Origin of the sequence: Mesorhizobium delmotii, from assembly GCF_900149755.1 — a bacterium.
GTDB classification, from domain to species: domain Bacteria; phylum Pseudomonadota; class Alphaproteobacteria; order Rhizobiales; family Rhizobiaceae; genus Mesorhizobium; species Mesorhizobium delmotii.
Map to the genome: position 1 here is coordinate 1 of NZ_FUIG01000057.1, position 346 is coordinate 346.

Consider the following 346-nt stretch of genomic DNA (forward strand, 5'->3'; position numbering starts at 1 on the left):
GTCGGGATGTAGTCGTCGACCGCCGCCATCAATTCGCGGATCGAATCCTCGCCGATCTTCTTGTCGGAATCTTCCAAAGCGGCAAGTGCCGAACCCTTGACGATCGGAATGTCGTCGCCGGGGAACTCGTTCTTGGTCAAGAGCTCACGCACCTCAAGCTCGACCAGTTCGAGCAACTCGGCGTCGTCGACCTGGTCGACCTTGTTCAAAAACACCACGATCGACGGCACGCCGACCTGACGGGCCAGCAGGATGTGCTCGCGGGTCTGCGGCATCGGGCCATCGGCGGCCGACACAACCAGGATCGCGCCGTCCATCTGCGCGGCACCGGTGATCATGTTCTTCA

Annotated in this window: 1 protein-coding gene; it reads right to left on the bottom strand. The window is 61.3% G+C overall.

Annotated features, from left to right (window positions below; all coding sequences use genetic code 11):
- A partial coding sequence (locus tag BQ8482_RS30620) for a GTP-binding protein (RefSeq protein ID WP_244603059.1) occupies positions 1–346 on the bottom strand: 346 nt, incomplete at both ends.